The organism is Marinimicrobium sp. ARAG 43.8 (genome assembly GCF_050113635.1).
In the GTDB taxonomy this organism is placed as follows: domain Bacteria; phylum Pseudomonadota; class Gammaproteobacteria; order Pseudomonadales; family Cellvibrionaceae; genus Marinimicrobium.
The window spans coordinates 1,063,252-1,086,560 of sequence record NZ_JBNJLT010000001.1 but is presented as its reverse complement, the minus strand read 5'-3'; the positions used below and the strand labels follow the sequence as shown (position 1 = coordinate 1,086,560).

Here is a 23,309-nt window from a genome sequence, read left to right as displayed (position 1 = left end):
TGTGCTTGAGTCGCTCGAAGACAGACATCAAAGCCTTCCTGATAGCACCGGAAAAATGGCTGGCCGAGCAGCAAGTGAGCGGATCCAGCCATGAAGCGCTGCAGGCCTGCGCGTTGGCGAACGCCATACAGTCCGAAAAACAGGCTCTGAAGCGCGAAAAAGCTCGTAAAGCAGAAGTGGCTAAAGACTTTAAAACGGTTGCACCAGGGTCCCGCGAACATGATCAGCTCGTCGAAAATATGCGGGTGGCCTCCGACGCCTTCAAAGAGGTGGAGCGGCGATTGAAGGAAACAGAACGGGCCTTGCAGGAGGCGCTTGCCGCTCTGGTGGTCGATGAAATAACGCCACCTCCCTTGTTTCATATTCCGTCGAGTACCTCTGCTGCCGAGCCGTTTAAAGTCAGGGAACTGGCTGAGGGGGAATATCAGGCTTGGTCGGCGTTCGTACGCTCGCTTGAGAATGTGCCTAACTACTGTCTGCCCGCATGGAGTGGCATTATTGAAGAGGCATTTTCTCACCCCACTCGCGTATGGATTGCGGTATCCAATGATGGCCGCATCCTCGGCGGGGTCCCCTTGACGATACTCAACAGTCGTTTGTTTGGACGCTTTGCGGTTTCGGTGCCGTTTTTCAATTACGGCGGCGTACTGACCCGGTACAAGAATGTGGCTTACGGGATTCTGGAGCACCTAAAGGGGGTGCGCGAGCAAGAAGCGTGGAAGCATATTGAAATAAGGACCATGCAGCCGGGTTTAGCGCTGCCTTCGCTCAGCCGAAAGGTGTCGATGATTCTTCCGTTACCCTCCAATACCCCTGAAATGGACCGACGGCTGGGGGCAAAGGTCCGCGCCCAGTGCAAAAAAGCGGAGGCTGTTGAGCCCAGGATACGAATTGGCGGGCTGGCGCTTTTGGATGATTTTTACCGGGTGTTCTCGATCAATATGCGAGATCTGGGAACGCCGGTGTACAGCAAAGTGTGGTTCAGAACGATTTTGTCCCGCCCAGCGGTGCGCGCGTCACTGGCGGTCGTGTATGTGCAGGACAAACCTGTGTCGGCGGGTTTTTTGCTGGGCCATAATCGTATGCTGGAGATTCCCTGGGCGTCTACAGTTCGTTCGGCCAATGCGATGGACTGCAACATGTGGATGTACCGGCAAATTCTTGATTACGCGATAACCGAGGGATATTACTTTTTTGATTTTGGACGTTCTACCATGGAAGCGGGGACTTACCGGTTCAAGAAACAATGGGGAGCTGTGCCTTTCGAACACCACTGGTACTACATCCTACCAGAAGGAGGAGAGGTGCCTGCTATTAACCCGGATAACCCGAAATATCAACTGGCCATCGCTGTATGGAAAAGGCTCCCTGTCTGGGTGACGCGCCTGGTCGGACCGTCTCTCGTTAAATACATTCCTTAGACTGTCGCGAATGCCTGTCACGAAGGCCGGGTAGCCAGAGAATTGACAAACCTTCGGTACTCAGCCGCTCTTCGCTTAATATGCTGTTTTGACGTTCTGCCCCGGCTCAGACAGCTTTTATGGGAGGCGTAAAGCAGGTTGAGCAGTACCCGACGCTCCGGGGCCAGGTGCCGACAGTGAAACGCTTCGGTGTTCTCGAAAAACAACGTTCCGGCTTCACCGATAATGGGTGTTATCCGAGCGCCAAAACGGATATCGGCGTCGCCGTGGCTTAAGACACCCCTGAAAATATCTCGCAGCCGAATGTCGAGGTGGCTCCCTTTGATGACGGTATGATGTGCCGATTGTCGGCTGACGTTCGTGAGATACACGAAGACGTTGACGGACTCCCAGCCGGCATAGTCGAAATGAAAAGTGTTCTGGCTGCTGGCGTTCGCTCCCTCGGTCACCGAGAGCGTTGCTTCCAAAAGCACCGGCTCGCTTTTCAAGTAGTGTCGAAGCACGGATGTTATGGCCGAGTCCTCGGAAAGCTGGCGGATGTCTTCATCGATATGGTGCATCAATTTGTAGTGGTTAACAGGCAGATTCCGAGTCCGGTTTTTAAGGCGATCAATCAGTGGGTGCTTGATACAGCCCGCTACAACTACGCTCTCGCTTCTCAGAATACGAGCAAAGCGCTGTGGATTTATCGCTGGCAGCAAAACTGAATCTGTAGCTTGAAACGTGAGCGGTGGGCGAATCGCTTGAATGAGACGTTTTGCGACCGTTCGCCAGGGCCCGAAATGAATGAGGAGTCTGATCAGCCGAAAACCCGCTGTCAGTCGGGTGGCACGCAAGAGCTGCCGGAGTGTGACCGCGATGGTATCTGATAACGCAAAGCGGTCAGGCGGGAGAGGAGAGCGATCAGCCATGGATACACCCTTTTAGTCATTCTGATGAACGGCATTGTGCCGATCTCATTGTCGGCTGTCCATTATCACGCTGTAAAACTGTTCGACATCACGCAAGCGGTTTGCGCATTTTATAGACCACTTTAAGTAGCGGGCTCCGCACAACCCGGAGAGAAACCAGAGTGCTCGTGACGTTGGCAAGGGAGGATTTGTATTGGGTATGCTTACCTGAACCTGCCATAAAGTCATAGCAGTTTATATTCTGGTGGCTGGCGGCTTCGATCTGATAACCCAGGTGGAGAGTGCCTAGCGATACATCACGGCTCACACTGTCTGTGTAACCTGACTGAATGTTATAGCAACGGTCATGAGCAACAATATCCAGCACGACCGAGACAGGTTCGCCAGACAGGCTCATGACAGACAGGTCAATCTTATGCCCACTCGCGGCTAAGCCGGTAAGCAGCGCCTCCATAAATTCAAGATTGCGACCGCTGTAGCAGGGTTTACCCCAGCGCCTTTTGTGGAAGCGGTTCAGCAATTCAAAAAAACGGTGCTGATCCGGCCAAAGGTTTTCCAAAGAAACGGTGCCCAATTGCGCCAGTCGCTTTCGTCGGTGGTAGAGGCGTCGACGCGTATTGCCGCTGAGCGTCGCCAAATAGTCTTGAAAGCCAATGCCGTCCAGATCCACGCTGTAGGCCGTGTCTTGTTCCGCGGTGTACACGGTAAAACGGTGAGCGTCGGCAAACTGTTGTACACGGTCGTGGTCAGGGGAATGCTGGCAGACGTCCGGGATGGTGAATTGGTGCCAGGGCGTGGCCAGGGAGGCCAATAGGGTGGCATCGGTTAGGCAGGCATACTCGGCACGAATGCTCCTGGTGGCTGGCGAGGAGGCCCCAACCAGGGTCGCAGAGCGTGCGGGCAATAATCCTTTAAGCCGTTGTGTGTAAGTATAGAAGCCCCCTGGATACACGGTGATCGCAGGGTGGCTGGAAAAGGCTTTAAGCCAGGCCTGGTTCCAGGCGTCGGAATAAAACAGGCTGGCTCGTTGGTGAGAGGGGAACACTCCCGGGTTACGGCTCGAGGGTCGCACAACCATTATGGTTGCCCAACGGGATATCGTGCTTTTTGATCAGGTCGTAAAATGTGGGTCGGGTGATGCCGAGCAGTTTGGCGGCCGCGGAGATATTGTTGTCGGTCATGGCGACCGCTCTCAGGATGGCGTGCTTTTCAGCTTCCTGGCGGACCTGACGCAGATTAAATGAGAGGTCATTGCCATCGATGACCAGATCGAGGTCGTCGCGCGTAATGTGCTTTCCGTCGGCCATAATGACGGCGCGCTTGATCTTGTTTTCCATTTCCCGAATGTTGCCTGGCCAGCTGTAACTCTCAATGGCCTCCACGGCGTCCGGCGTAAATCCTTTGATTTTCTGCTTGTGTTCCTTGGCGAATTTCAGCATGAAGTGCCTGGCCAGTAAAACGTTGTCGCCCTGGCGCTGGCGCAGCGGGGGAATGCGAATGGTGACTTCGCTGATGCGGTAGAACAGGTCTTCACGAAAAGACCCGTCATCGACCATTTGCTGAAGGTCTTTATTCGTGGCGCAAATAACACGCACGTCCACGGGGATTTCCTCCCGACCGCCGACCCGCTCAATGACACGCTCCTGAAGAAAGCGCAGCAATTTGGATTGCAGGTTGAGCGGCATGTCGCCTATTTCATCAAGAAACAGAGTTCCTTCATGGGCGGTTTCTACCTTGCCCAACGTTTGCTTGGCGGCACCAGTGAACGAGCCCTTTTCATAACCGAATAGCTCGCTTTCGATCAGGTTCTCGGGAACGGCAGCGCAATTGATCGCAATAAACCGTTTTTGGCGGCGTGGGCTCAGCTGGTGAATAGAGCGAGCCATGACTTCTTTTCCGGTACCGCTTTCACCCAGCAAAGTGCAGGTCACATTAGTGGGCGACACCTTTTCCAGCATGCGGCATATTTTCAGCATCGTGGGGTCATGGGTTACCAGTCCCTCCAGCGGTGTCTGCTGAAGGCGGATGAGCCGGCGGTTTTCCTCTTCCAGCTCATAAATATTGAAGGCGCGCTGAACAATCAAATCCAGAGTCTGGGGGTCGACCGGTTTTTCGTAGTAGTCGTAGGCGCCCATGGCAATGGCGCGAATGGCATTTTCATGGTCGGTCTTGCCGGTCATCACGATAATTTTGCTGGTGGGTGACATCCGGATAATGTCCTGAATGCACTTGAAGCCCTCGTCCACACCGTCCTGATCCGGTGGTAGGCCAAGGTCCTGAATGATCACAACGGACTCGTGAAGCCTGAGGGCGGCAATGGCATCCTGGCGGTTTTCTGCAAACACGGTGTCGTAGTCGTCAAAGTGCCATCGAAGCTGGCTTTGCAGACCGCGGTCATCTTCAATGATCAGGAGAGTACGGTTGTTCTTGCTCATAGTTCCATTAGCCTTTGCGTTGCGGCAGCATTTCCCCTTCTCTGGCTCGTTTCATAACCGCAAGAGGTTAGCCTGATGTTACGGGGAGTGTGACCGTTACGGTAGTACCTTCGCCCACAGCGCTGGCCACATTGAGTGTCCCGTGTAGTTCATTAATATACTCTCGGGACAGGTATACGCCAATACCCATGCCCTTGCCGGACTTTGTGGTTTCAAAAGGCTTAAAGAGCCGGTTATGAATGAAATCCCAGTCCATGCCGCTGCCATTATCTTTGATAACAATGACGGCGATCTTTTGGTGGTTCTGAAGTGTAACATGAACTCGTCCTTCATCCGGTGTTGCTTCCAGTGCGTTCTTGATGAAGTGGGTAAATGTCATGACCAGGCGAACCTCGTCGGCATCAATAAAACATGGGGCTTCGCTGATGTCGGCGGTGAGCATCGGCTTCTGTCGCCAGCATTCGGCGACGGCTTTTTTTACAACTTCGTTCAGGGAAAGATGACTGACCATTTCTTTTCCATCGGTACGCAACTTTCTCAGCAGGTTGTTCATGCGATCCACAGAGTTACTGATCGTTTTTATCGCGTCATCAATGAACTCTGGATTGTCCTTGTGCTTTTCGGCGTTGCGGACGACCAGTGCCTGTTGCGCGATGAGGTTGTTGAGGTCGTGAATAATAAATGCGACCAGCTTATTGTAGGTATCAAACTGTCGTCCCTCGGCCAGTTGCTCTGCCTGTTGATGACGTTTCAGGTAGCTTGCCAGCTGGCGGCCCATCGTTTTCAGAAGGTCGAGGTCTTCCCAGGTTAACGTGCTGTCCCCCCGGGGTTTGGTCAGCGCCATAAAGCCCACTAGCTCATCGCCGACGATCAGCGGGAACAGCAGCCACAGGTCGGGAATGTTTCTGGTCCAGGCCGGCAAATGTTCGTTGAACTGGCTAAGTGCCTGATTGTCACCGCTCTCGGGAAAGAAGACCCACTCGGACTGTAAAAAAGTCTGACAGAAAACGCTATCTACCGGTTCTTCCCGCAAATCCACACGAGTACCGAGCCCGCTTTGGTAAACCGGTTCGTAGAAACCCTGTTTGCGAATCCATATAGCGCCGCCGGTCGTTCGGGTTACGGAAGCCACGGCGAAAAAAGCACGCTCATTGACTTCGCTGGCGTCTGCCGGTTGTGCTAAATAATTAATAAGGCGAAGCCATTCGCTTCGGTAGTCGTATTTGTGCCGGAATAAATGTTTATTGATCAGCACCGAGAGGCGTGAGCGAATGGTGGTAGAGAGGAAAATCGTGGTGATCAGGAGCACGGCTCCGATCAGAATGAGGCTGTAAAGAACGGTTCCCCAACTGCCGCCGTATAACCTGACGTAATAACCGCCCAGCGCCAATATGATGATTAATATGCCCACCCCGACTAACGATGTGGTGTAAAACGCGATCGGGCGGGAAAGGGTGAGTTCGGCCGGACGATCAGTACGCTGCAGCAACAAAAGGCCCCCGAGGGCCATGAACAGGCAGGTGGCGATGGAGACGGCCGCTCTGGATTGCCAGAGTGAAGGGTCCACTTGTTGGAAAATCAATGCATGTGTGAACAGGTAGATATCAAATAAAAGCAAGGCGGCAAGGTTCAGGCACAGGAGTTTGACTTGACGATCATTGGCGGCTGCATAACGAAACAGCTGCTCGAGGCTGACTAGAGCCACTACGGCCAGAGAGAGTGCCAGCCACGCTTTCAGAGCCAGTGGAATAGGAAATGAAATCAGCGCCGAGAGCAGAGCAAGCCCCGTGATGGGCCAGCCAATAATGAACAGTACTTTGAGGCTGGTGGGAAAACCGTTGCGTGAGACACTGGCCCGAAGGGTGAGGTAAACCGCCAGCACCCAGATATTGAAGTGCAAACATTCAATAAAGAACGTCCACTGGTTCATTGGCCATAATTGGCGTGCGCCGCCTGCAATGATTAAGAGGTTCACCGCATGTACGGCAGAGGGGAGCGCAAAAACAGCGGTCTTCTGCTCTTTAAAGAACTGATAGGTATAGGTCAGGGTCAGCAGCGCAGCCACCACGGCGGCGCTGAAATAGGCCATAAAGGTAACGTTGTCATAGCCCATACAAGGTGGACACCCGCTGGTTGATTGACATCGAGCATATCACAGCCAGGTGAGAGCCAATGCGCGATTCATGGAAACGGTGGTTAGTGGCGCCATTGTACTGAGTGCGCCGGGGTGGTTCCAGTTTGGTGCGATACGGATCGTACCATGTTCCAAATTGGTGCGAAGACACTTTTCCCTGTTAGTGCGAAAGCTTTTTAGCAGTCTCAACTTATTGATTTTAAAGATTTTTACCTTGTTGGCCTGCTCTGTGCACTGTGGAGGTTCAGGCCGGCATTACTCTGCTGTATTTTTTATTCACAATCCATAAAGACGGGGAACTTGCAATGGAAGAAAATATTTTTCATTTGCAGTATGCGATTGATACGTTTTACTTTCTAATCTGTGGCGCGTTGGTCATGTGGATGGCCGCGGGCTTTTCGATGTTGGAATCGGGTCTGGTACGCGCCAAGAACACCACGGAAATTCTGACCAAGAATGTCGCGTTGTTCTCAATTTCATGCATCATGTACCTGGTATGTGGTTACGCCATTATGTATGGCGGTGGCTTCTTCCTGTCCGGTATTCAGGACGTGGATGTCGCCTCGACCTTAGGCGAATTCGCTGATCGCGGCGATATCGCGGGCGATTCCATCTATTCCGGTGCGTCTGATTTCTTCTTTCAGGTCGTGTTTGTGGCGACGGCAATGTCCATCGTTTCCGGTGCTGTTGCCGAGCGTATGAAACTGTGGGCGTTCCTGGCTTTCGCGGTCGTCATGACGGGTTTCATTTATCCGATGGAAGGTTCCTGGACCTGGAACGGTGCTGATGTCTTTGGCATGTACAATCTGGGTGATCTGGGCTTTTCTGACTTCGCTGGTTCCGGCATTGTGCATATGGCCGGTGCGGCCGCCGCTCTGGCTGGTGTGATTCTGCTGGGTGCCCGTAAAGGCAAATATGGTCCGAACGGTGAAGTTCGCGCGATTCCCGGTGCAAACCTGCCGCTGGCGACGCTGGGTATGTTTATCCTGTGGATGGGCTGGTTTGGCTTTAACGGCGGGTCGGTTTTGAAGCTGGGTGATGTGGCCAGTGCCAACTCCGTCGCCATGGTGTTTTTGAACACGAATACCGCTGCCGCTGGCGGCCTGGTTGCAGCCTTGTTGCTGAGCCGCATCATGTTTGGCAAGGCGGACCTGACCATGGCCATTAACGGCGCACTGGCCGGACTGGTGGCGATCACCGCCGAGCCGTCAACGCCGAGCGCACTGGGTGCGACCATTATTGGTGCTATCGGTGGTCTGATCGTGGTGTTCTCCATTGTGGCCCTGGACAAGCTGAAGATTGATGATCCGGTCGGTGCAATCTCTGTGCACGGTTCCGTGGGCATCTGGGGCTTGCTGGCTGTGCCGATCACCAACGGTGATGTGTCCTTCGTGGGTCAGATTGTGGGTGGATTGACCATCTTTGTCTGGGTCTTCGTAGTCAGTCTGATTGTCTGGGCCATTATCAAGGCGATCCTCGGGCTGCGCGTCAGTGAAGATGAAGAGTACGAAGGTGTGGACATCTCCGAGTGTGGTATGGAAGCCTACCCGGAATTCGTCAGCAACAAGTAAAGACCGCCCAGGGGCACTTGTTGCCCCTGGTGTTTAAGCCACCTCGCTTTCGGGTGGCGGGAGATGACCAAAACTGGTGTAATGTGTCGTTAGTGTTTTCGGTCTCTCAAACGTAACCGTCACTCGTAAGTCGCTTTAATAAAGGAACTCACAATGAAACTGATCACTGCTGTAGTAAAACCGTTTAAGTTGGACGATGTGCGCACGGCGCTGTCCGAGGTTGGGGTTCAGGGGATGACGGTCACCGAGGTCAAGGGTTTTGGCCGTCAGAAGGGCCACACCGAGCTGTACCGCGGTGCCGAGTACGTGGTGGACTTTCTGCCCAAGGTGAAAGTGGAACTGGCTGTTGACGATGCCCTGGTGGAGCAAGCGGTTGAGGCGATTACCAAAGCCGCCCAAACCGGCAAGATCGGCGATGGCAAGATCTTCATCACTCCGCTGGAAGAGATCATCCGTATCCGCACCGGTGAAACAGGTCCGGATGCCATCTGATCCTGTTCCTCTTGGAGAATCGCAAAACCGGCGCCTTTGGGCGCCGGTTTTGTTTTGGGAGCAGGTTGGCTTGGCTGCCTTACAGTCGGTCTCGGGTGATAGCCTGAACCTCTGGACGAAGCTGTCCGATGTATTGGCGCTGTCGAATCACCATAAAGGCCGGGAGCACCACAACCATAATAATGGCCCCCGTCGTGGGGCGGGAAATGCTCAGCGCCGGGCCGGCGATCAGGGCGATAAACAATGCTACCGCCGTAATACACACCAGGCTGACCACATTGCGACGCCAGTGGTACAGCTTTCTTTCGGGCGCATAAGCCCGCTCGTGCGCGCGCTGTAAAATCGAGCTACGCTCGGTGTCGCTCAAGCCATTCAATTCAGGAAAGTGCTTGCTCAACAACTGGACATTCATGGTATGGCCTGTTTATTAATAACGGGGTGGGGCGATTTGCCGTAAATTTTACCGGCGTTGGCGGGCAGAGGTAAACCGCCGCACCGCTTTGTGAATCGGATAATAACCAAAGTTATAGTAGCTTGCGCTCTTAAGCTGAAAAAAGCCTAAAAATACCTTCAAAATGTCATGACGTCGTCTTCCTCTTGAGCTATAAATGCCGTGAAAACGGGCATAAATGGTGAGCACTTTACTCACGGTGTATGGCCCGGATCGGTGTGACGCTGGCTTGTGTTAGAGGTGGCTTTATGTCTGGTCAATATCCTGTCAATGACGATGACGTTGAAGATGTTCTCGAGGATGATGAGGAGTTAGCTGACGACGATTCCGTGGAGGATGAGGACGCTGATGTGTCCTACTCCAGCGGAGGGAAACAAGAGGGGTATGAGGACTTCAGTGTTGCGGCCCGGGAGCGTATGAGAGAAGAGCTGGCCCGGCAGGTGGAAGACTTTTTATCGAGAGGGGGTCACATTAATGAGATTCCCTCTACGATGAGTTTTACCCGTCCCAAAAAGCCCGTCTCCGATTACGGTGACCGCATGATGTAGAGCACGGCTATCCCGAGGCGCTGTGGCTTAGCCTCGGGATAGCGCAATAGGAAGGGGCTGGTCGGGTTAGCCGTTGCGAGCTTTGAAAACCCGGATAGCCTCGTTGAACTCTGCCGCAAACTCTTCTAACGCAGTGATTTCGCGGCGTTTCTCGCCCCCGCTCATGCGCGCACAGCCAAGGTACTCCTCCATAGCCTTTACATAGGCTTTTACGTCGTTGTTGGCCTTGACCATTTGCGCCGTCTCTGCCGAGTTCGGGTCCGGAATCGCGGGCTTGCCGTCCGGAGGACTGCAAGCCAGTGCGAAACCAGGGGCTGCCAAAGCAGTGCAAAGCGTAGCGAGGAGTATGGAGTTCTTCATGATGCCTTTTCTCTCTGTTATGTCGGTTCTGAAGAGTGTGTGGTTTGTCCTTGGCTAGAGTTTGAAGCGCCCCACCAGACTGGTGAGTTTCTCCGCCATTTCCGCGAGGCTGCTGGTATTGGAATTGATCCGGCTGGAACTCTCCGCCGTGCTGACAGCGACCTGCGAAATACTGTCGATATTGCCTTCAATTTGTTGCGTGGCTGAGCTTTGCTCTTCTGAAGCCACGGCCACCTGATTGGTACGGTCGCGGATGACACTGACCAGCTCAGTGATGTCTTCCAGTGAACTGGTCGCCTCTCCGGCTTTTGTCACCGAGGCCTCGGCTTGCGTCGTGCCCTCGGCCATCATCTCCACCGCTTCTTTGGCGCCAACTTGCAAGCGCTCGATCATTTCCTGAATTTCCGTGGTAGAGCTTTGGGTGCGCGAGGCAAGGGTGCGAACTTCGTCAGCCACTACGGCGAAGCCCCGGCCCTGTTCGCCCGCTCGTGCTGCTTCAATCGCGGCATTCAGGGCGAGGAGGTTGGTCTGTTCGGCTACGCCGCGAATCACATCCAGTACGGACCCGATGCTGACAGTTTCTTTGTTCAGGCGGTCAATCACGTCGGAAGCGCGGCGAATCTCGGCGGCCAGATTTTCGATTTGATGGGTCGTGGCGTTCACCACATTCTTGCCGCTACTGGCGGATTGGTCGGCCTGGAGCGCTTTTTCCGCGGTCTCGCTAACGCTTTCGGTAACGTCCTGCACCACGTTGGCCATTTGCTTGATGGCCACGACCACCTGCTCGATTTCAGACTGCTGGTTTTTAATGGCTCGCTCATTCTCGTTGGAAAGCTGGGAGACCATGTGGGCGTTCTCGCTCACCTCCTGAGAGGTTGTGGCCACACTGGAGATGATGCTGTGCAGCCTTTCCACAAAGGTGTTGAAGCAAGTGGCCAGCTCCGCGATTTCATCGCTGCCACTGACCGGCAGACGACGGGTCAGGTCTCCCTCGCCCTCGGAAATATCGCGCAAGGCACGAACCACTTGATTGACGGGCTTGGTAATGCTGGCCTGAACGAAGAAAGCAATAGAGGCAGCCACGATGCTGATAATGATGATCAAGACAACGGCGTCGCGCACGGCCTCGCCGATAATATCAGTCAGTTCGCTCATGTCCACGCGGGCCGAAATAACACCGATCTGGGTATTTCCGTCCCGAATGGCTTCGGTGATGATGATGTCGGAGCCATCGTAGACGGTGCCAGTCGCCCGGGGTGAGCTGGGAATGCTGGAGGGCAAGTCGCTGGACCGGCTCTGTTCGCCGCGCACATACCAGGCAAAAGGAGTGCTGCCGGTGTAAATCACCGCATTGGTGATTCGCTCGCTGGCTTCCAGCGCCTCAAGCGAAGCTGATACCGTGGCGGTGTCGTTAAAGCTGATGGCCCCGATATTCGATGTACCCAGCACGCGGGTAAGCGTTCGGGTATCCTCAATAATGGTCTCTTCGGTGGTGGCCAGGCCCGAACGAGCGGTGACCACTGTTGTTACAATCACTGCCAAAACACAAGTGACCGTAACGCTCAGGAGAATTTTCCACTTTAGCGATAGATTATTCACGATACCCTCTTTCTTTATATCCTGCTGGCCGACTCACTGCTCTGGGCACGTGGGGTCCGTGGCATATTTCTTTGCATTTTGCCACAGCTTGCCCACTCAGACACGGCATGAGCTAGAAAAAAATGTGATAAAAATTCTGGATTCCACCCATTTTGAGTATAGCGAGGCGGTTTTTTAGTCCCGAGTAGAGGCCCCGGTAAGGGCGTCCGTCGCTGTTTCTCTTTTCCTACATAAGGTTAGCGGCGTTAATGTCTGATTCTTGAGAAGAAAAGCGCGAAGAAGGCACGGGTCGAGGGAAAGTAGCCCGTGCCAGAAGGGGGGTGATTTTACTTAACTTTCAGGCCTTTCCCGCTGGCCGCCCACATCAGGCCACCGTAGACGTGCTCCAGGAAGAGCGCGTCTTCATACGTCGCAGGCACATGGCCCAGCGCCGTATAGAAGGCGCGACCGCCGTCGTATTCGTGGTACCAGGCCATGGGTCGAAAATCCATATCCTGGCTTTCCTTGTCGCCCCACTTGGCGTAAGGGTCATAGCTGTCCGGGTCTACGGCCAGAATATAGTTCAGCGTATCGATGCGCTCGGTGCCAAATTCGTAGAACTCATCGGTCCACCAGAAGTTGTCGGGCATACGCTCCAGTCCTGGGAAATGCCGATCCAGCACCTCCATTTCAGCGGTCTGGTTAACGGGGTGAATATGGAATGTCCGGCCCACCATTTGGGTGTACCAGTCCCAGTCATACTCGGTATCGGCGGCGCTGTGTACGCCGACGAAGCCTTTGCCGGACTGGATAAACCGTTCCATCGCCCCTTGCTGCTTGTCATTCAGAATGTTACCCGTGGTGAGGAGAAAGAAAATGACATCGTATTGCTTGAGGTTGTCGTCATTAAAGACGTTGGCGTCTTCATGCCAATCCAGGCTGAATTGGTGTTTCTGTGCCATTTTACGCATGGCGGTGACGCCTTCGTTGATGGCTTTGTGATGAAACCCATCGGTCTTGGTGAACAGCAATACTTTGAACTGGCCCTGGGCGAGAGCGCCGACGGGTGCCAGCAGAACGCCGATCAGACACGCGGCGGTGAGCAGGTACTTCTTGAACATTGCCTTATTCTCCGGGTGTGAGGTTATAGTTAATGTGACGCTATTGTGCCCTGCCGATCCGGTGATTGGAAGCACTTTGCCCTCAGGGAGCCCGGTTCGTGCCTTGTATCAACGCGGGTTCAGCAGGGGAGATTTCAGCGTTTTGGAGGGGCGCCCCATCACGTCAGCCACCATATCTTTAAGCTCGTCGGTGCTGACATCGCGGGCCTGAATCATTTGACGTGTCACGTCATCCAGTGAGCGCTGGCCTCCTGTCACCTCCCGGATTTCCCGGTCCAACTCGTCAAAAAGCAGCACCGCCCTGGCGGTCACCTTTGAGGCGGAATGCTCAGTGCGCAGGCTGTCGATCTCACTAGACCAGTCTTTCAGCCAGTCCATAATCCACTGGCGGCGGGCTTCGGTAAAAGCCCCGGCGCGATACATCAGCTCTACGGCGTAGAACTCGGCCAGGCCTTCCACCAGCCAGTCACTTTGATCGTGGCTGTCGATACGGGTAACCACATGCACCAGTTCGTGAACAACCGTACTGGTGCCGTTGCCGCTCACCATGGGTCGATCACTGTGCAAAAACAACGCGTTGGGGCCGGACAGGGCGCCCCGCCACATCGGGTCATCGGCGCCGACCACCGCGAATTTGGGAGGCGTTTGACCAAAAGCCTGCTCGAATTCTGGCCACACATTGGTGATCAGGCTGACCACATCCATCAGGCGCATCGGATCGCCAGCCGGTTTACTGACCACCAACGTCGTATCGCCCAACTGTTCTTCGCGAGTGCTCAGCTTGCCGGCGATCATCCAGCCTGTGGGGCGATCAAAGCGGCGTTCGGGATTGTCTATTCGAAAGCGGCGATCGTCGAGTTTCTCCCAGCCGGTCACCACGTCGGTCCATGTTTCGGGCAAGCGAAAGGTGAGATAAGCCTCCGCCCGAGCATCGCCTCGGGCGCTCACCCGGGCGGCGGGAATGATATCGTCGCCGCGGAACAGCGCCCAGTCTGGTGTCATTCGGGCATCGTACTCGCCGGGGTCACGCTCGTGGGAGATCTTTACGTGAAAGCTCAAGCGCGCGTCCTCCTCGGGGGGCGTCCAAACCGCACGACTTCTTTCGATCTCCAGTTCGCCGTTGCCTTCAAAATCGGAGTAGCGGCCTGAGCTGATATTAAAATCCAGCGTTTCCAGGCGTCCACCGTGGTCACTCTCGATCACTACTTCCGCCTGGTCCTGCTCGGGAAGGAGCGTCACGGTGTAGTGCAGCGGGTAGAGGTCGTCGCTGGCGTGTGCGGTGATCGACACGACGAGTATGAACAACAATAAAATCAGTGGGCGCATCCTAAAGCGCTTCCTCAATTCCCAGTTGATCCCACAGTGCATCCACGCGCTGTTTCACCGCCGGATCCTGGATAATCGGACTGCCCCATTCCCGATCGGTTTCGCCCGGCCATTTGCTGGTCGCATCCAACCCCATCTTGGAGCCGAGGCCGGACACCGGTGAAGCAAAATCGAGATAATCAATCGGCGTGTTGTCCACCAGCACGGTATCGCGGCTGGGGTCCATGCGAGTAGTGATGGCCCAGATGACGTCCTTCCAGTCCCGTGGGTTGACATCCGCATCGGTCACAATCACAAACTTGGTGTACATGAATTGGCGCAGGAACGACCAGACACCCATCATTACCCGCTTGGCATGACCGGCATACTGTTTGTTCATCGTCACAACGGCCATGCGATAGGAGCAGCCTTCAGGCGGCAGGTAAAAATCCACGATTTCCGGAAACTGTTTGCGGAGGATGGGCACGAACACTTCGTTCAGGGCCACTCCGAGAACGGCCGGTTCGTCCGGTGGCCGACCCGTGTAAGTGCTGTGATAGATCGGGTCTTTTCGATGGGTAATACGATCTATCGTGAAAACCGGGAAACGGTCCACCTCATTGTAATAGCCGGTGTGATCGCCAAAGGGACCTTCGTCCGCCATATCCTCCGGGGCGATATGGCCTTCGAGAATAAATTCGGCGGAAGCGGGCACCTGCAATGTATTGCCAAGGCTTTGTACGACCTCGGTCTTGTCGCCGCGCAAGAGCCCGGCGAATGCATATTCCGACAAGGTATCCGGCACCGGAGTGACGGCGCCGAGAATGGTCGCCGGGTCGGCCCCCAGTGCAACAGAAACGGGGAAAGGTTCGCCGGGGTGGGCCTTTTGCCATTCGCGGAAATCCAGGGCACCGCCGCGATGGGTTAGCCAGCGCATGATTAATCGGTTTCTGCCGATTTTCTGCATGCGGTAAATTCCCAGATTCTGGCGCTCTTTCTCGGGTCCCCGGGTAATCACCAGCGGCCAGGTGACCAAGGGGCCAGCGTCGCCGGGCCAACAGGTCTGGATGGGCAAACGATCCAGATCCACTTGATCCCCTTCCAGTACCACGTTCTGACACGGCGCTTTGCGAACCACCTTGGGGCCCATATTCAGCACTTGCTTGAAAACCGGCAGTTTCTCCCAGGCATCTTTGAAGCCTTTGGGCGGTTCCGGTTCTTTCAAGAACGCCAGGAGTTTACCCACTTCACGCAGTGCTTCTACCGACTCTTCGCCCATGCCCAAGGCGACGCGTTCCGGGGTGCCAAACAGGTTGCCCAGCACCGGAATATCGTAGCCTTTAGGGTTTTCGAACAGCAGCGCTGGCCCCCCGGCTCGCAACGTGCGATCACAAATCTCGGTCATCTCCAGATTTGGATCCACTTCGGCGGTAATGCGCTTTAACTCACCGCGCTGTTCGAGTAAATGAATGAAGTCTCGGAGGTCGCGGTATCTCATAACCGCTTACTTACGCTTCATGGACAGGAAGAATTCATCGTTGGTTTTGAAATCCTTCAGCTTGTCTACGAGGAACTCGGTCGCGGCGACATCTTCCATGTCGTTGAGCAGGCGCCGCAGAATCCAGGAGCGCTGCATTTCGTCTTCTTTCATCAACAGGTCTTCACGGCGTGTGCCGGAACGGCGTACGTTGATGGCCGGGTAAATGCGCTTCTCCGCCACCTTGCGGTCCAGATGCAGCTCCAGGTTGCCGGTGCCTTTAAACTCTTCGTAAATGACTTCGTCCATTTTCGAGCCGGTGTCTACCAATGCAGTGGCGACGATGGTCAAGCTACCGCCTTCTTCGATATTCCGGGCCGCGCCAAAGAAGCGCTTGGGGCGTTCCAGAGCGTGGGCGTCTACACCACCGGTCAGCACTTTACCGGATGAGGGGATAACGGTGTTGTAGGCGCGAGCCAGGCGGGTGATGGAGTCGAGTAGAATAATGACATCCTTTTTGTGCTCGACCAGGCGCTTGGCGCGCTCAATAACCATGTCGGCAACCTGCACGTGACGGGCGGGCGGCTCGTCGAAGGTGGAGGCAACGACCTCTCCGCGCACGGAGCGCTGCATTTCGGTCACTTCTTCCGGACGTTCATCGATCAACAGTACGATCAAGTGGCATTCCGGGTTGTTGCGGGTAATCGCCTGGGCAATATTCTGCATCATCAGGGTCTTACCGGCTTTCGGTGGTGCTACGATCAGCCCGCGCTGGCCTTTGCCAATGGGGGAAATCAGGTCGATGACACGAGGCGTCAGATCTTCGGTAGAGCCGTTGCCGGCCTCGAGGCGCAGGCGTTCGTCGGGGAAAAGCGGGGTAAGGTTTTCAAAAAGGATTTTGTTGCGAGAGCTTTCGGGCTTGTCAAAGTTGATTTCGTTGACCTTGAGCAGCGCAAAATAACGCTCGCCTTCCTTCGGGGGTCTGATCTTGCCGGAAATAGTGTCGCCCGTGCGAAGGTTAAATCGGCGAATCTGGCTGGGGGAAACATAGATATCATCGGGACCCGCCAGATAAGAGCTGTCGGCCGAGCGCAAAAAGCCAAAGCCATCCTGCAGAATTTCCAATACGCCGTCGCCGTAGATGTCTTCACCGCTTTTGGCGTGGCGCTTGAGGATGTTGAAAATGATGTCCTGCTTGCGTGAACGGGCCATGCTTTCCAGCCCCATTTCCCGCGCGATATCAATCAATTCTTCGATGGGTTTGGTTTTCAGGTCGGTTAAATTCATACAGTGAGACTTTGTTGTGAAGGTTAGTGGTAGTTGAAACGTCAGGAGTATATGGCCAGTATCGGGCTGTGGTGCGAGGCCGAGTGGCCACTGACAGGTCGTCGCTTCTATTTACGGTTAATGATTAGTCTTAATGATTAGCATTCAGTGGCTAGTCGTTTACCAGATTACGAGCTACGACTGCTTTTGGACGATCCAGTTCGTTCTAATGCGCAAATTGTGTCTGTTCGCACGAGGGTGATCAGGATGGACCAACGATATCTTACCCGATCTCCTGCTCACTGATGGCCAGCGTGGCTGTGCCACTTGGGAAATCCACAGGGAGGGCGAACGGAAGCTTGGTGGAAATCAACCGGATAATGTTGATTTTCCTTGACCGCCCCGTGATCTGGTTAGCTTCCCCAGTCATCGCGTCCTCTCATCTCGGCAGTGCGGGGATGAGGGTTTCTCGCGACGGCAATCGGGAGCTGACTCAGGGCAGGGCATCTAACAGATTAGAGAGTATAGCGGTAAAAAACAGACAGTGCAAAGCCTCCCCGGCGAACCGGGCCGTCCCCGCTGTTGAGCGGGGTGGCCGGGCTCGGGAAGCACGTAACGGGAAGCACTTTAAAGAGCGGCGTTGACAAATTCTGTCAGTTGTTGCTTGGACAGAGCGCCGACCTTGGTGGAGTCGGGCTCGCCGTTCTTGAAGATGATCAGCGTTGGGATGCCGCGGATGTTGAACTTGCCGGGAATACCCTTGTTGGCATCGACATCCATTTTGGTAATCTTGATTTTGTCGCCATGGGTGCCGGCCAGTTCGTCCAGAATCGGAGCAATCATCTTGCACGGTCCGCACCAGGCCGCCCAGAAATCGACCAGAACCGGTTTGTCGGACTTGAGGACTTCCTCTTCGAAGTTGTCATCGGTGACGTGTACAATCGCGTCGCTACTCATAAAGCAGTGTCTCCTGATCGATCTCGTGAGTGAAGCGGCGTCGGCCATAAATGGCAGGCCGGACCCGTTCGCGGTATGTGCCCGCATAATAAGGATTGCCTGCAAGGCAGACAAGGGGCAAAAACCAATGGCGCCCATAAAGAGTGGCTATATCGCGGCCTTCGCCAGTAGTTGCTGTAAATATTGTGGGGGGCTTTTGCCCGATTTCAATGGGGCCTTAACCGCCAAGTCGTGCAAGCGCGTCGATCAGTATTTGGGATGCAGGGTTTTTACGCCCTCCTGGCAGCCCAGTAGCAAAACATCGGCCCCTCGCTGGGCGAAGAGTCCATTGGTGACGACGCCGGCAATCTGATTGATTTGCGCCTCCAGTTTTTTGGGGTCCAGAATCTCCAGGTGGTGAACATCCAGAATGACGTTGCCGTTGTCGGTGACCACCCCTTCGCGATACACCGGATCCCCGCCGAGCTTGACCAGTTCGCGAGCCACGTAAGAGCGAGCCATGGGGATAACTTCCACAGGCAATGGAAATTGGCCCAGCACATCGACCCATTTGCTCTCATCCGCGATGCACACGAACTCTCGGGACACCGCTGTGACGATTTTCTCCCGGGTGAGGGCGGCACCACCGCCCTTGATGAGCTCCAGCTGGGCGTTGCTTTCGTCGGCGCCATCGACGTACACGAGTAGCTCATCCACCTGGTTCAGGTCAAACACCTCAATGCCCAGTTTTTGCAGTCGCTCGGCGGACGCATCGGAGCTGGCGACCGCGCCTGCAAAATCCTCCTTCAAGGGGCCGAGTGCATCGATGAAGCAGTTGGCGGTCGAGCCAGTGCCCACACCGATAATGCTGTCGCGCTGAAGTTTGGGGGCAATATAATCGGCGGCTGCCTGGCCGACGGCACACTTGAGTTCATCCTGGTTCATGATTACCTCGCAATGCTTCCGGGAAATGGGTGGGCTGGGGGTCAGCGCCGGGTTGGTTATTCGATGTCGGCATTATACGCGATGGGTGCCAGCGGACCGCAAATTGTTTACCATGAGCGCTTTTCCACGCATCATCTTTGGTAGTTCGCCGTTATGCCCGACTCCTATATCAAGCGCATTCTCAATGCCCGTATCTACGACCTCGCGGTGGAGACCCCGCTCGATCCGGCACCGTTGTTATCCCAGCGCACCGGCAATCAGGTACTGCTCAAGCGTGAAGATTTGCAGCCGGTATTCTCGTTCAAGATTCGCGGCGCGTACAACAAGCTGTTGCAGCTGACCGAGGAGCAGCGCGAGAAGGGCGTAATTGCCGCGTCGGCCGGCAACCACGCCCAAGGGCTGGCAATGGGAGCGAAGCATCTGGGGGTGAAAGCTACCATCGTCATGCCGCGCACCACCCCGCCGATCAAAGTGGACGCCGTGCGCGCGCGCGGCGCCCGGGTGGTGCTGCACGGGGACAGCTATGATGAGGCCTCCGCTCACGCCCAGAAGCTAATTGAAGAGAAAGGGCTGACCTATATTCACCCGTTTGACGACCCGGATGTGATCGCCGGACAAGGAACGGTGGCCATGGAGATACTGCGCCAGTACCCGGGGCACATTGATGCGATTTTTGTGGCCGTCGGCGGTGGCGGGTTGGGAGCCGGCGTGGCGGCCTACGTGAAATATGTGCGACCGGATGTGAAGGTGTATGCGGTGGAGTCCGAAGAGTCGGCTTGCCTTAAGGCCGCGATGGAGAAAAATCGCCGAGTGAGGCTGCCGCAAGTGGGAATATTCGCGGATGGAGTGGCGGTGGCCCAGATCGGCAAGGAAACCTACCGGGTGCTGAAGAAAACCATCGACGGCGTGATCACCGTCAATACGGATGAGATTTGCGCGGGTATCAAGGATATTTTCGAGGATACGCGCTCCATTGCCGAGCCAGCGGGTGGTGTCAGCGTCGCCGGCCTGAAAAAGTATGTGGCGGAACATGGCCTGACTGGGCAGACGTTGATCGCCATCGATTCCGGTGCCAATATCAATTTTGATCGCCTGCGCTATATTTCCGAACGTACAGAAATCGGTGAACAACGTGAAGCCATTCTGGCGGTCACCATTCCAGAGCGCCCCGGGGCCTACAAGGATTTCTGCAAGGCGCTGGGCAAGCGGAACATTACCGAGTTTAATTATCGCTACGCCGACAGTCGTGAGGCCAAGATTTTCGTGGGGGTGCAAGTCGGCAACGGCGGTGCCGACCGGGAGGAGCTGGTCAAAGCGTTGAGAGAGCAGGGCTACGATACGGTGGATATGACCGACAACGAGGTGGCCAGAATGCACATTCGCCATATGGTGGGTGGGCATGCCCCGAATGTGGGTGAAGAAATGGTTTTTCGTTTCGAATTCCCCGAGCGGCCCGGGGCCTTGTATACCTTCTTGAGCCGTATGGCCGGGCACTGGAATATCTCCATGTTCCACTACCGCAATCACGGGGCGGCTTTTGGTCGCGTGCTGGTGGGTATGCAGGTGCCGGAGAAAGAGCGGGCTCAGGTGCGCAAATACCTGGACGATATCGGCTACCCCTATTGGGATGAAACGGACAACCAGGCCTACCAGTTCTTCCTGAGTTAGTCTCGTTCCCACGTATCGAGCCAGCCGTGCCCGATACGTGGAGTCCTCCCGGCACCAAAATCCCTGAACTCCCATTGACCTGATCGGTTCTAAAACCTCAAAAATCCCTTCTGAAACAGTCAGTTTCGACGCTTATCTCGCAAAAAGTGTGAAAGCTGACGCAGAAACTACTGAAAAATGGGTCTTTTCGCAGATATTGTCTTGAACTGCCAGGAAAATCGGCTATTCTTGGCACTGTTGCGGGCAACTATTCGATAAGAACGATGCGGCAACAAGGGACAAAGATGTGGAGGGATGCGCCCCTCTTTAGCACCTGAAGGTTTAGCCAGAAGAAATGAAAGCCGATATTGTGACATTAGTGATTATTGTGTTTTGCGTTGGGGTATTAATCAGTGCGCTGGATATTGGCCGCTGGTTTGATCAGGAAGACTCGCGCCCGGCGGTTGTGCTGCAAGAAACCAATAATTCCTGATCCGTGATGACGGTGCCCACGGGCACATCCCAAGGCTCGCAGGGCAGAGCGGGCACTTCCTGGCAGGCGTGGGCGAGGCCGATTAACTCCGGTCCACGGCGCCCTTTGCCCTGAAGGGCTTCACGATTCTTGAAGGCAAATGTACAGTCGTAAAAGCCTCCTCCCATGCCGAGCCTCCCACCGTCTCGATCAAAACCCACCAGCGGTGTCAGCACCACGTTGAGAAAACGGGCGGGCATTCGCCGAAACACGTGCGGGTCGGGTTCGGGAATACCGAAGCGGTTGGGGGTGAGCGCAGCGCCTGGAAGCCACTCCACAAACCACAAGCGTCGAGGTTGCGTCGGGTGCAGCACCGGCAGGTAACAGTGCTTGCCGGACCGCCATACCGACTCTGCCAGCAGGCGTGGGTCCACTTCACCATTATTGGGCCAGTACAAGGCGATATGTCGGCTGCGTACCCAGGTCGGCAGACGGCGAAGACGTTGCCCGATGGCGTCGGCGGCGTGTTGCTGTTGCTCAGGGGTCAGTGCCTGGCGGCGCGCGCGAAGTCGCCGTCGCAGTGTGCGTTTGTCCGGCGCAGGAAAGTCGGTCACGGTGCTCAAGTCAGAACGTGTTCCACAATGGCTGGCGCGTTGGTGTGGCCAGCGAGGGACAGGAAAGGAGAACCCCGGGGTGCCGCTGTCAATTGGGCCTTGAACCCTAAGGCTCAAGGTGGCGAGGCTCGCGGTCCATCAGGCTTCCCGACGTGCGGTAATGCTCAACAGGACCTACAGAGCAGCGCCTGTACTGCGGTTATCGGCTCAAGGACGTGTTGACTGGCGAACACCCCAGGGCGTGAAATCAGTATAACCCGGAATCCGGGTGACAGTGCAACTGCCCTGTTAGAGGATTGGGCGTCGGGCGGTAGAGAAGCCGGTTAACAGGCCGTTTTATTCGAAACGAGCCAGACTGCGATCAATTTTATCGTGCAGACGCTGCAACTCTTCGACGTCCAGATCCAGGGGTGCCTGCCGGGGTTCGCGTCGGGACTGCAGTAGCTCATGGCTGAGATTCAGGGCGGCCATAACGGCGATGCGCTCCAGACCGATGACCGACCCGCTGCGTTTTATGGAGCGCATCCGCTCATCAAGCAGCTCAGCGGACTCCTGCAAGGCAGCGCGTTCTTCGCGGGGGCAGGCGACCTGATACTCTTTATCCAGGATTTTGACAAAAACCGTTTCGGTACTCACGCATCGGACTCCAGGCTCTTAAGACGGGTAATCATGGCTTCCACCCGGCCCCGGGCCAGTTCGTTTTTTTCAATCAACCGAACCCGCTCCCGCTGCCAGTCACCAGCTTTGGCCCGTAGTGCTTCGTTCTCCTGCTGCAGGCGTTCGCACACCTGAATCAGGCGATCCATCTTCGCTTCCAGGGCTTCCAGCTGTTCATCGGACATGATTTCGGGGACCGGGTTCAGTGTGCGTGTTGCAGCTACTATATTGCGGCTCGGGCGGGGGGTCAATCGGGGCAGTCACACATCGTGCAGAGCCTTGCAGCACGGACGTCCGGGCCGGTTTCATGTTAGCATGTAGCTTCCGCGAAAGAGGTGCCCATGACCACAGAAACCCCCAATACCGCTGCCAATATCACGGTTAGCCACGAACAATTAAACGCGCTGTTGCAGCCGCTGGGCATTTTGATCAATCCCTCCGAATTGCAGGGTTTACTCTGCGGTAAATTTTGCGGAGGCGCCAATCCGGATGAGACCGACTGGTTACTCGAAGCGGTGGAAGAGCTGGATTTTGTTCAGGCCCCGAGCCTGGAAGTGCGTACCGCGCTGGCGCAATTGTACGGCCAAACCCGGGAGCAACTGCGCCGGCAGGAGTTCGCGCTGCAGCCGTTGCTGCCCTCGGACGAAAGCGCAATCACGCAGCGGGTGCACTGCCTCGGGCAGTGGTGTCACGGCTTTCTGGTGGGGTTCGGCAGTGCCGGACACGCCGGAGACAGCGATCTGTCCAGTGAGGCGCGCGAGGTGCTTGAAGACCTGGCGGCGATTGCGCAGGTGGATATCGATGATGAAGAGTCCGCGCGAGAAGCTGAACAAGACTACGCCGAGGTGGTGGAGTACGTACGTATGGCCGCGCTGTCGCTGTTAATGGAATTTGGTGCGGCGGCACTGACCGCACCCCCCTCCGATGATGGCGCACCACCGGATGCCGCGCCGCCCACGGTCCACTGA

At 55.5% G+C, this 23,309-nt stretch carries 22 protein-coding genes and 1 other RNA gene; 6 read left to right on the top strand and 17 right to left on the bottom strand.

Annotation, left to right across the window (positions count from 1 at the left end; translation table 11 throughout):
• The first annotated feature begins 5 nt into the window (after nucleotides 1–5).
• Nucleotides 6–1,421: a FemAB family XrtA/PEP-CTERM system-associated protein gene (locus ACQCLF_RS04570; RefSeq protein WP_426985098.1), complete on the top strand. Its 1,416-nt coding sequence runs from the start codon at nucleotides 6–8 to the stop codon at nucleotides 1,419–1,421.
• Between the two features lie 17 nt (nucleotides 1,422–1,438).
• Here the strand turns inward: ACQCLF_RS04570 and ACQCLF_RS04565 are convergent, their stop codons facing one another.
• The 4 genes from ACQCLF_RS04565 to prsK form a co-directional block, all read right to left on the bottom strand.
• Nucleotides 1,439–2,122, bottom strand: coding sequence for a hypothetical protein (locus ACQCLF_RS04565; RefSeq protein ID WP_426985097.1), 684 nt, complete (start codon nucleotides 2,120–2,122; stop codon nucleotides 1,439–1,441).
• 298 nt (nucleotides 2,123–2,420) lie between these two features.
• Nucleotides 2,421–3,410 carry a GNAT family N-acetyltransferase gene (locus tag ACQCLF_RS04560; protein ID WP_426985096.1) on the bottom strand — a complete coding sequence of 330 codons (990 nt, stop codon included), beginning with the start codon at nucleotides 3,408–3,410 and terminating at the stop codon, nucleotides 2,421–2,423.
• The gene (prsR, locus tag ACQCLF_RS04555; RefSeq protein WP_426985095.1) at nucleotides 3,385–4,767 is read right to left on the bottom strand and encodes a PEP-CTERM-box response regulator transcription factor; all 1,383 of its coding nucleotides are present in this window, start codon (nucleotides 4,765–4,767) and stop codon (nucleotides 3,385–3,387) included. Before prsR ends, ACQCLF_RS04560 begins: the two co-directional genes overlap by 26 nt.
• A 67-nt stretch (nucleotides 4,768–4,834) precedes the next feature.
• Nucleotides 4,835–6,880, bottom strand: coding sequence for an XrtA/PEP-CTERM system histidine kinase PrsK (gene prsK / locus ACQCLF_RS04550; protein WP_426985094.1), 2,046 nt, complete (start codon nucleotides 6,878–6,880; stop codon nucleotides 4,835–4,837).
• A 326-nt stretch (nucleotides 6,881–7,206) separates the two neighbouring features.
• On the opposite strand from prsK, the gene ACQCLF_RS04545 reads away from it, so the two are divergent.
• Together ACQCLF_RS04545 and ACQCLF_RS04540 are read left to right on the top strand one after the other, a co-directional pair.
• Nucleotides 7,207–8,472 (top strand): ammonium transporter, encoded by a 1,266-nt coding sequence (locus ACQCLF_RS04545; RefSeq protein WP_426985093.1) that lies wholly within the window; start codon nucleotides 7,207–7,209, stop codon nucleotides 8,470–8,472.
• Between the two features lie 153 nt (nucleotides 8,473–8,625).
• Complete coding sequence (locus tag ACQCLF_RS04540) at nucleotides 8,626–8,964, top strand: P-II family nitrogen regulator (RefSeq protein ID WP_426985092.1); 339 nt, start codon at nucleotides 8,626–8,628, stop codon at nucleotides 8,962–8,964.
• A gap of 79 nt (nucleotides 8,965–9,043) precedes the next feature.
• On the opposite strand, the gene ACQCLF_RS04535 is transcribed toward ACQCLF_RS04540, so the two are convergent.
• Nucleotides 9,044–9,376 carry a hypothetical protein gene (locus ACQCLF_RS04535; RefSeq protein ID WP_426985091.1) on the bottom strand — a complete coding sequence of 111 codons (333 nt, stop codon included), beginning with the start codon at nucleotides 9,374–9,376 and terminating at the stop codon, nucleotides 9,044–9,046.
• A 287-nt stretch (nucleotides 9,377–9,663) separates the two neighbouring features.
• On the opposite strand from ACQCLF_RS04535, the gene ACQCLF_RS04530 reads away from it, so the two are divergent.
• Nucleotides 9,664–9,963 carry a hypothetical protein gene (locus tag ACQCLF_RS04530; protein WP_426985090.1) on the top strand — a complete coding sequence of 100 codons (300 nt, stop codon included), beginning with the start codon at nucleotides 9,664–9,666 and terminating at the stop codon, nucleotides 9,961–9,963.
• A gap of 66 nt (nucleotides 9,964–10,029) precedes the next feature.
• Here the strand turns inward: ACQCLF_RS04530 and ACQCLF_RS04525 are convergent, their stop codons facing one another.
• The 8 genes from ACQCLF_RS04525 to rpiA form a co-directional block, all read right to left on the bottom strand.
• Nucleotides 10,030–10,323, bottom strand: a complete 294-nt coding sequence (locus ACQCLF_RS04525; protein WP_426985089.1) for a hypothetical protein — start codon at nucleotides 10,321–10,323, stop codon at nucleotides 10,030–10,032.
• Nucleotides 10,324–10,377: 54 nt separating this feature from the next.
• On the bottom strand, nucleotides 10,378–11,922 hold the full coding sequence (locus ACQCLF_RS04520) for a methyl-accepting chemotaxis protein (RefSeq protein ID WP_426985088.1): 1,545 nt from the start codon (nucleotides 11,920–11,922) through the stop codon (nucleotides 10,378–10,380).
• Between the two features lie 326 nt (nucleotides 11,923–12,248).
• The gene (locus tag ACQCLF_RS04515) at nucleotides 12,249–13,022 is read right to left on the bottom strand and encodes a ThuA domain-containing protein (protein ID WP_426985087.1); all 774 of its coding nucleotides are present in this window, start codon (nucleotides 13,020–13,022) and stop codon (nucleotides 12,249–12,251) included.
• 108 nt (nucleotides 13,023–13,130) lie between these two features.
• Nucleotides 13,131–14,348 (bottom strand): hypothetical protein, encoded by a 1,218-nt coding sequence (locus ACQCLF_RS04510; RefSeq protein ID WP_426985086.1) that lies wholly within the window; start codon nucleotides 14,346–14,348, stop codon nucleotides 13,131–13,133.
• 1 nt (nucleotide 14,349) lies between these two features.
• Nucleotides 14,350–15,825 carry a 4-hydroxy-3-polyprenylbenzoate decarboxylase gene (gene ubiD, locus ACQCLF_RS04505; RefSeq protein ID WP_426985085.1) on the bottom strand — a complete coding sequence of 492 codons (1,476 nt, stop codon included), beginning with the start codon at nucleotides 15,823–15,825 and terminating at the stop codon, nucleotides 14,350–14,352.
• A 6-nt stretch (nucleotides 15,826–15,831) separates the two neighbouring features.
• The gene (rho, locus tag ACQCLF_RS04500; RefSeq protein WP_426985084.1) at nucleotides 15,832–17,091 is read right to left on the bottom strand and encodes a transcription termination factor Rho; all 1,260 of its coding nucleotides are present in this window, start codon (nucleotides 17,089–17,091) and stop codon (nucleotides 15,832–15,834) included.
• 606 nt (nucleotides 17,092–17,697) lie between these two features.
• The gene (trxA, locus tag ACQCLF_RS04495) at nucleotides 17,698–18,027 is read right to left on the bottom strand and encodes a thioredoxin TrxA (RefSeq protein WP_426985083.1); all 330 of its coding nucleotides are present in this window, start codon (nucleotides 18,025–18,027) and stop codon (nucleotides 17,698–17,700) included.
• A 246-nt stretch (nucleotides 18,028–18,273) separates the two neighbouring features.
• Nucleotides 18,274–18,951 carry a ribose-5-phosphate isomerase RpiA gene (gene rpiA / locus ACQCLF_RS04490; protein WP_426985082.1) on the bottom strand — a complete coding sequence of 226 codons (678 nt, stop codon included), beginning with the start codon at nucleotides 18,949–18,951 and terminating at the stop codon, nucleotides 18,274–18,276.
• Between the two features lie 153 nt (nucleotides 18,952–19,104).
• On the opposite strand from rpiA, the gene ilvA reads away from it, so the two are divergent.
• Nucleotides 19,105–20,619 carry a threonine ammonia-lyase, biosynthetic gene (gene ilvA, locus ACQCLF_RS04485; RefSeq protein WP_426985081.1) on the top strand — a complete coding sequence of 505 codons (1,515 nt, stop codon included), beginning with the start codon at nucleotides 19,105–19,107 and terminating at the stop codon, nucleotides 20,617–20,619.
• Between the two features lie 420 nt (nucleotides 20,620–21,039).
• On the opposite strand, the gene ACQCLF_RS04480 is transcribed toward ilvA, so the two are convergent.
• The 4 genes from ACQCLF_RS04480 to ACQCLF_RS04465 all read right to left on the bottom strand — a co-directional run bounded on the left by ACQCLF_RS04480 (nucleotide 21,040) and on the right by ACQCLF_RS04465 (nucleotide 22,526).
• The gene (locus ACQCLF_RS04480; protein ID WP_426985235.1) at nucleotides 21,040–21,684 is read right to left on the bottom strand and encodes a 5-formyltetrahydrofolate cyclo-ligase; all 645 of its coding nucleotides are present in this window, start codon (nucleotides 21,682–21,684) and stop codon (nucleotides 21,040–21,042) included.
• A gap of 67 nt (nucleotides 21,685–21,751) precedes the next feature.
• Nucleotides 21,752–21,928, bottom strand: a non-coding RNA gene (gene ssrS, locus ACQCLF_RS04475) — 6S RNA.
• 92 nt (nucleotides 21,929–22,020) lie between these two features.
• Nucleotides 22,021–22,320 carry a cell division protein ZapA gene (locus ACQCLF_RS04470; protein WP_426985080.1) on the bottom strand — a complete coding sequence of 100 codons (300 nt, stop codon included), beginning with the start codon at nucleotides 22,318–22,320 and terminating at the stop codon, nucleotides 22,021–22,023.
• Entirely contained in the window at nucleotides 22,317–22,526 is a 210-nt protein-coding gene (locus ACQCLF_RS04465) for a TIGR02449 family protein (RefSeq protein ID WP_426985079.1), read from the bottom strand. Before ACQCLF_RS04465 ends, ACQCLF_RS04470 begins: the two co-directional genes overlap by 4 nt.
• A 156-nt stretch (nucleotides 22,527–22,682) precedes the next feature.
• Between ACQCLF_RS04465 and ACQCLF_RS04460 the strand changes: the two genes are divergently transcribed.
• Nucleotides 22,683–23,309, top strand: coding sequence for a UPF0149 family protein (locus tag ACQCLF_RS04460; RefSeq protein ID WP_426985078.1), 627 nt, complete (start codon nucleotides 22,683–22,685; stop codon nucleotides 23,307–23,309).

Bases quoted from the DNA above. Each gene is read 5' to 3' on its own strand.
- ACQCLF_RS04560 (WP_426985096.1), bottom strand. From the start codon at position 3,410: ATGGTTGTGCGACCCTCGAGCCGTAACCCGGGAGTGTTCCCCTCTCAC.
- prsR (WP_426985095.1), bottom strand. From the start codon at position 4,767: ATGAGCAAGAACAACCGTACTCTCCTGATCATTGAAGATGACCGCGGT.
- prsK (WP_426985094.1), bottom strand. From the start codon at position 6,880: ATGGGCTATGACAACGTTACCTTTATGGCCTATTTCAGCGCCGCCGTG.
- ACQCLF_RS04545 (WP_426985093.1), top strand. From the start codon at position 7,207: ATGGAAGAAAATATTTTTCATTTGCAGTATGCGATTGATACGTTTTAC.
- ACQCLF_RS04540 (WP_426985092.1), top strand. From the start codon at position 8,626: ATGAAACTGATCACTGCTGTAGTAAAACCGTTTAAGTTGGACGATGTG.
- ACQCLF_RS04535 (WP_426985091.1), bottom strand. From the start codon at position 9,376: ATGAATGTCCAGTTGTTGAGCAAGCACTTTCCTGAATTGAATGGCTTG.
- ACQCLF_RS04530 (WP_426985090.1), top strand. From the start codon at position 9,664: ATGTCTGGTCAATATCCTGTCAATGACGATGACGTTGAAGATGTTCTC.
- ACQCLF_RS04525 (WP_426985089.1), bottom strand. From the start codon at position 10,323: ATGAAGAACTCCATACTCCTCGCTACGCTTTGCACTGCTTTGGCAGCC.
- ACQCLF_RS04515 (WP_426985087.1), bottom strand. From the start codon at position 13,022: ATGTTCAAGAAGTACCTGCTCACCGCCGCGTGTCTGATCGGCGTTCTG.
- ACQCLF_RS04510 (WP_426985086.1), bottom strand. From the start codon at position 14,348: ATGCGCCCACTGATTTTATTGTTGTTCATACTCGTCGTGTCGATCACC.
- ubiD (WP_426985085.1), bottom strand. From the start codon at position 15,825: ATGAGATACCGCGACCTCCGAGACTTCATTCATTTACTCGAACAGCGC.
- rho (WP_426985084.1), bottom strand. From the start codon at position 17,091: ATGAATTTAACCGACCTGAAAACCAAACCCATCGAAGAATTGATTGAT.
- trxA (WP_426985083.1), bottom strand. From the start codon at position 18,027: ATGAGTAGCGACGCGATTGTACACGTCACCGATGACAACTTCGAAGAG.
- rpiA (WP_426985082.1), bottom strand. From the start codon at position 18,951: ATGAACCAGGATGAACTCAAGTGTGCCGTCGGCCAGGCAGCCGCCGAT.
- ilvA (WP_426985081.1), top strand. From the start codon at position 19,105: ATGCCCGACTCCTATATCAAGCGCATTCTCAATGCCCGTATCTACGAC.
- ACQCLF_RS04465 (WP_426985079.1), bottom strand. From the start codon at position 22,526: ATGTCCGATGAACAGCTGGAAGCCCTGGAAGCGAAGATGGATCGCCTG.
- ACQCLF_RS04460 (WP_426985078.1), top strand. From the start codon at position 22,683: ATGACCACAGAAACCCCCAATACCGCTGCCAATATCACGGTTAGCCAC.